This window comes from Sphingobacterium litopenaei (assembly GCF_014692495.1).
GTDB lineage: Bacteria > Bacteroidota > Bacteroidia > Sphingobacteriales > Sphingobacteriaceae > Sphingobacterium > Sphingobacterium litopenaei.
Window position 1 is genome coordinate 72955 of sequence record NZ_JACOIJ010000018.1, and the last position, 6288, is coordinate 79242.

General features: G+C 34.3%; 7 protein-coding genes. 3 read left to right on the forward strand and 4 right to left on the reverse strand.

Going from position 1 to position 6288, the window contains the following annotated elements; translation table 11 throughout:
- Nucleotides 1–121 precede the first annotated feature (121 nt).
- Complete coding sequence (locus H8B04_RS10525; RefSeq protein ID WP_190302309.1) at nt 122–745, forward strand: 7-carboxy-7-deazaguanine synthase QueE; 624 nt, start codon at nt 122–124, stop codon at nt 743–745.
- A gap of 71 nt (nt 746–816) precedes the next feature.
- Here the strand turns inward: H8B04_RS10525 and H8B04_RS10530 are convergent, their stop codons facing one another.
- From H8B04_RS10530 to H8B04_RS10545, 4 genes are all read right to left on the reverse strand, one after another.
- Nucleotides 817–1623: a M48 family metallopeptidase gene (locus H8B04_RS10530; RefSeq protein WP_165290146.1), complete on the reverse strand. Its 807-nt coding sequence runs from the start codon at nt 1621–1623 to the stop codon at nt 817–819.
- Between the two features lie 74 nt (nt 1624–1697).
- Entirely contained in the window at nt 1698–2345 is a 648-nt protein-coding gene (plsY, locus tag H8B04_RS10535) for a glycerol-3-phosphate 1-O-acyltransferase PlsY (RefSeq protein ID WP_165290145.1), read from the reverse strand.
- 28 nt (nt 2346–2373) lie between these two features.
- Nucleotides 2374–3231 (reverse strand): carboxylating nicotinate-nucleotide diphosphorylase, encoded by an 858-nt coding sequence (gene nadC / locus H8B04_RS10540; RefSeq protein WP_190302310.1) that lies wholly within the window; start codon nt 3229–3231, stop codon nt 2374–2376.
- Between the two features lie 72 nt (nt 3232–3303).
- Nucleotides 3304–3681, reverse strand: coding sequence for a DUF4783 domain-containing protein (locus H8B04_RS10545; protein WP_190302311.1), 378 nt, complete (start codon nt 3679–3681; stop codon nt 3304–3306).
- Between the two features lie 138 nt (nt 3682–3819).
- On the opposite strand from H8B04_RS10545, the gene gpmI reads away from it, so the two are divergent.
- The gene (gene gpmI / locus H8B04_RS10550) at nt 3820–5358 is read left to right on the forward strand and encodes a 2,3-bisphosphoglycerate-independent phosphoglycerate mutase (protein ID WP_190302312.1); all 1539 of its coding nucleotides are present in this window, start codon (nt 3820–3822) and stop codon (nt 5356–5358) included.
- A 10-nt stretch (nt 5359–5368) separates the two neighbouring features.
- Nucleotides 5369–5896, forward strand: coding sequence for a hypothetical protein (locus H8B04_RS10555; RefSeq protein WP_190302313.1), 528 nt, complete (start codon nt 5369–5371; stop codon nt 5894–5896).
- The last annotated feature ends 392 nt before the right edge of the window (nt 5897–6288 follow it).

Here is a 6288-nt window from a genome sequence, read left to right on the forward strand (position 1 = left end):
GGAAGTCGTGTTGTAAATATAACATTTTGACACTTAAATAACCAATAGGTAAATAGTTTACTTATTCCATAATACCACATAACATGAATAAATCGTACCTTTGCATCTTAAAATTTAGATAATGTCACATCAAGTACCAGAAGACGGCTCGTTACTACCTCTTATGGAGGAATTTTACACAATTCAAGGAGAAGGATATCATACCGGAAAAGCGGCTTATTTTATTCGTCTTGGAGGATGTGATGTTGGTTGTCATTGGTGTGATGTCAAAGAAAGTTGGGACGCAACTTTACATCCACTTACTAGCGCTGAAACAATTGTTAAAAATGCCCAATCACAACCAGCGAAGACAGTGGTCATTACAGGAGGAGAACCTTTGATCTATAATTTGGACTTATTGACGTCTCGTCTTAAAGAAGAAGGAATACAGACTTTTATTGAAACTTCAGGAGCTTATCCTTTAAGCGGTTATTGGGATTGGATATGTCTTTCACCGAAGAAATTTAAAGCTCCAAGACCAGAGGTGCTTGCTGTTGCTGGCGAACTAAAAGTTATTGTATTTAATAAATCAGATTTCTTATGGGCAGAGGAACACGCTAAAATGGTAGGTCCTAATTGCAAACTTTATTTGCAACCCGAGTGGTCCAAAGCTGCGGAAGTAACGCCCCTTATCATTGATTATGTAAAGGAAAATCCAAAATGGAATATTTCTTTACAAACACACAAGTATTTGAACATTCCATAATCAAATCTATACTAAAAGAAAAACGCCAAATGATTACTCATTTGGCGTTTTCAATATATTAATGCCTTTAATTACTTTTTATAGTATTGCATTGCTTCAGGTACTAAAGATTGAATCTGAGCAATACGTCGAGCATCACTAGGGTGCGTACTTAGCCATTCAGGCACTGAATTAGCACCAGACTTAGCTGCAGCCATTCTTTCCCAAAATTTCACGGCTTCGTTTGGATCGTATCCAGCCATTGCCATAATAATTAAACCTGCTTTATCAGCCGCTAACTCATCATTTCTAGAGAACTTCAACATACCGATGGGTGCGCCAATACCATATACTTGATTTAATACAGCTACACCTTTATTATTTGACATCTGAGATGCAGCCCCCAATACCTGAGCTCCTAACTGCAAAGCCATTTGATTAGAAACCTGCGCTACAGAATGTTCTTCTAATGCATGCGCAATCTCATGTCCCATAATTGTTGCTAAACCACCATCAGTTCCTGAAAGAGGCAGAATACCAGTGAATACAGCTACTTTACCACCAGGCATACACCACGCATTGACATCATCATTCTGAATAAGGTTAAATTCCCAGTTAAAATTAAATTGATCAGCAATCCCTTTTTGTTGTAAATATCTTTGAGTCGCAGCTGCTATATTATTACCAACTCTTTTTACAGCTGTAGCCTGTGCAGTTCCCGTAACAACTTTTGTGCTTTTATCACTTAAAAACTCTTTATACGCTAAGCTTGCTTGCTGATTTATAGTTTCGCTATCCACCAGTTTCAAGTATTTTCTACCTGTAACTGCTGAAGTAGCACAGCCCATCAATGTTGCTCCCAACAACACATAAGATGCATAAGTAAATATCTTTTTCATGATAATTTTTGTTTTATAATTTCTTTCTACCTATTAAAGACAATAATAATTCCTAAAAGTTCAATTCTTCGAAATTATTTTGAAGATTTTTTGAATAAGTAAATTTTAGATTCTTTACCCTTAAGTAAGCGTTCAATATTTTTTTGATGTGTAATAAGTATCAAAACACAAATTGCTATAGCATACAACATCAAAGAAGGCACAGTTGTTTTAATAATTAAAGCCAAGCTAATAGGGAATGTAAAACCCGCACTAATTGAACTTAAAGAAACGTAATGACTAATAAGAAGACATAAAAGAAAAATAGTCACACAACATAATGCGGCTAAAGGTTGTATAGCAATCACCATCCCAAACAAGGTAGCAACCCCTTTTCCGCCTCTAAACCCTGCAAAAATTGGGAATAAGTGACCTAAAACAGCAATGACTCCTAGTGCCAACTGAAAATTCACAAAATGTATAGAATCGGATGTCCCTACAATTCCCGAATCTAACAAATAAGGTAAATTGGTGGCTGTCCAGCCTTTGAAAATATCTACAAGCATCACAATAATTCCAGCTTTCTTTCCCAAAACCCGAAATGTATTAGTCGCACCTGCATTACCACTACCATACTCCCGCACATCTACCCCGTAAAACGCTTGGCCAAACCATACCGCTGTAGGAATGGAACCAAACAAATAGGCTAGTACAACTACACCAAATAGATATAATGAAATCATTAATTTTTTTAAATCCTTAACAAAAATACTAAATAAGCTTAGCTTTTAAACTCAAATCTAAACTTTTCACCGAGTGTGTCAATGCACCTACAGAGATATAATCCACACCTGATAACGCATATGAACGAATAGTTGTTAAATCAATACCTCCTGATGCTTCAGTAATCAACCTACCACCAACCAATTCAACAGCCTTTTTTACGTTTTCTGGTGTAAAATTATCGAACATCACTCTATCAACACCTTGACAGGACAAAAGTTCATTCAACTCATCAAAACTTCGAACTTCTACTTCTATAGGAATATTGATATTATTCTTTTGCTTGTAAGCAATAGCATTATTTACGGCGTTTGAGATTGAGCCTTCATAATCCACATGATTATCTTTTATTAAGATCATATCATACAAACCAAATCTATGGTTCACACCTCCCCCCAATACAACAGCACGTTTTTCTAAAAATCGTAATAGCGGCGTAGTCTTTCTAGTATCCAACACTTTAGTATTCGTACCCGCTAACTCTTTTACATATTCAGCGGTGCGTGTAGAAATACCAGACATGCGCTGCATCACATTTAATACTAAACGCTCTGCTTTCAAAATAGAATGGATACTTCCTCGAACAAGCAATGCAATATCTCCGAATTTTACTTCTGCACCATCTTCGATGAGCACCTGTACTTGTAAATCTTCATCGATTTGTTTAAAAATCTCTACTCCTACTTCTACTCCAGATAAAATTCCATTGTCTTTAACCAACAACTTTGCTTCACCCAACTTATCTTCTGGTAATGAGGCTAAAGTTGTGTGATCGCCATCTTGTACATCTTCCTGAATGGCTTGATCCACAAAAGTTTTCAAGAGATTTTTATATGCTAAATCCATTGTATTTGTTCAATAATCTATAAAAATATTAAGCTAAGATGAGCAAAATATATGTTACGTGAAAATAAATTTCTATTCAACTCGGAATTCCGAAATAAACTCGCTTTCCTTTAATTTTACTGTTTTAATTAATATTCGGATTGGTTTGTTGTGAGTTTTAGCATTATAGACAACCAAATGGTTGGGCTGACTTTCATTTAAGCGAGAAATTTTTATATCACTTAATTTATTCGCACTCAAGTATTCCGAAACAATCAACTCTGCCTGATATTTGGATGCGATCTGTACATTTCTATGTATAGAAATCTTTACAGAAGAAGTAAAAAATTTACTTAATTCTTTAGCATCTCCATTCCTCAGCGCATTCCCAATCATTTTATCAATCTCTCGAAAATTTGAAGGATCAAATACAGACAATATAAAAATTAAAACGTATAAAATTTTACCCATCAACTAGAAAATATGTGCGAATATATCAATACAACACCTTTCAAACAATATTATTCCCATAAAATAGCAAATTATCAGAATCGAATAATTTCATTTCAGAATTTAATAACTTAAGCTTAGGATTTTTTATATTTGTGTGTGGACAACTTAAATCAAAAGAAAGTAGCCTTAATCATCCTGGATGGATTGGGTTATGGCAAAAATGATAATTCAAATGCTGTATTGGCAGCAAAGATTCCTTATTTAAATTCTCTATTAGAAAAATACCCTAATTCAAAACTTGAAGCCTCAGGCGAAGCTGTAGGTCTTCCAGAAGGTCAAATGGGTAACTCCGAAGTAGGTCACATGAATTTAGGTGCTGGAAGAGTAGTATATCAAGAACTTGGACGTATTAATAAGGCAGCAAAAGATGGCATATTCGAAAGTCATCAGGTAATTCAAGATGCTTTTGACTATGCAAAACAAAACAATAAGAATGTACATTTCATTGGATTGTTGTCTGATGGTGGTGTACACTCGCATATTTCGCATCTTAAATCATTATGTGATGCGGCCAAAGTAGCAGGATTTAATAACGACCAAGTTTTTATTCACGCTTTTCTAGATGGTCGTGATACAGATCCTAATGGTGGTTTGGAATATGTTAAAGATCTAGAAAGTCACTTAGCAACTTCAACTGGAACGATTGCCTCTGCTATTGGACGTTACTATGCTATGGATAGAGATAACCGTTGGGAACGCGTAAAAGAAGCATATGATTTATTGACTAAAGGAATTGGTCAACATTCTTCTAACTTACAAGAATCAATCAAACAATCCTACAAAGCTGGAGTGACAGATGAATTTGTAAAACCAATTTTTATTGCTAACCATGACGGCTCACCAAAAGCTGTGATTAAAGAAGGCGATGTAGTATTTTGTTTTAATTTCCGAACAGATCGTGGCCGCGAAATTACAATTGCATTAACGCAACAAGAGTTTCCAGAATATAACATCAAACCTTTGAATTTGTATTATGTCACTATGACATCATACGATGACACATTCAAAGGGGTAAAAGTAATCTTCCAAAAAGATAATCTAACCAATACGTTAGGTGAGGCTTTAGAAGCACAAGGTAAAACTCAAGTTCGTATTGCAGAAACAGAAAAATATCCACACGTGACATTTTTCTTCTCTGGAGGTCGCGAAGATGAGTTCAAAGGTGAACATAGATTGTTGATTCCTTCTCCGAAAGTAGCTACTTACGATCTTCAACCTGAAATGAGCGCTTATGGTATTGCGGATGCTATTTGCAATGATATCGTAAGCAATCGCCCGGATTTTATATGTCTAAACTTTGCTAATCCTGATATGGTTGGCCATACAGGTGTATTTGAAGCTGTGGTGAAAGCTGTCGAGACTGTTGATGTATGTTTAAAGAAAGTCGTAGAAACCGGATTAGAATTTGGATATTCCTTCATCATCTTAGCGGATCATGGTAATTCTGAATTCATGCTAAATGAAGATGGCTCTCCAAATACAGCACACACGACAAATCTTGTTCCTTGTATTCTAATTGATAAAGATTATTCTTCTATCGCAGATGGTAAATTAGGAGATGTCGCTCCTACTGTATTACGATTGATGAATCTGGACATTCCATTGGAAATGACAGGCAATGTATTAGTAAATTAATAATGATTCATTGAAGACATTTAAATTTATACCTTTCTTAACTATTGCAGCTGTATTATTATACAGTTGCAATACTTCTTTGTCTTCACAATCAACTACAACAGAATTTGATATCCCTCAATTCTTTAAGGAAGAAGTACAAAAACTTCAAACCTTGAATCCAACTGTCACCAAAACAGTTTCAAACGATAAATCATCGGAAAGCAAGGAAATTAAAATTTCCAATTGGGAAAAAGAGCTTGCACAATTTTCTACTATTGACATCAATAAATCTGGAACTGAATTTCTTAAAGAATCAAATGGAGATACTTTAATTTATTCTACTCCTACCGACTCTAAAACCAAAATAACAGTAAAAGTTATTTTCAACCAAAAGTTACCTGTTGAAATAAGCATTTATAAGAAAACGCAAAATTTACTTTTTGTTAATGAAGAAACAATGAATTATAACGTAGGCAATTCTTATATCCTTGATAAAAAACAATACGTAAAAGGAATGGGAAATAATAGATACCTTATTAAAGGTATAATTCATTAAACTACAACCAACCTATAGCCAAAGATCTCCTCTCCATTCATTTAATCTTTCGTATCGTTAATCTATTATTATCAGTGATTATCAATCACCTTCCTCAAAAAAATATCTGTTATAACTGTATTATATTATCCTCAAAAAGCAATATTCTCATTAAAACATGATAAAATCAATGGAAACCACAATTAAACAAAACAAACTTTAATATTTTATTAAGAAAGTATTTGAATTATTAATTTAAATTTCATAATTTAATACAGTAGTGTCTAAAATAAGGGAAAAAATGGCGGTGTATTTATATAGCAGGGATTGCTATATTTAATTCGCTAAAATTCCATCACCGCCATGGTAAATATAAACGTATTTTCTCAGATATTAGGACTAGTAGATCGCAA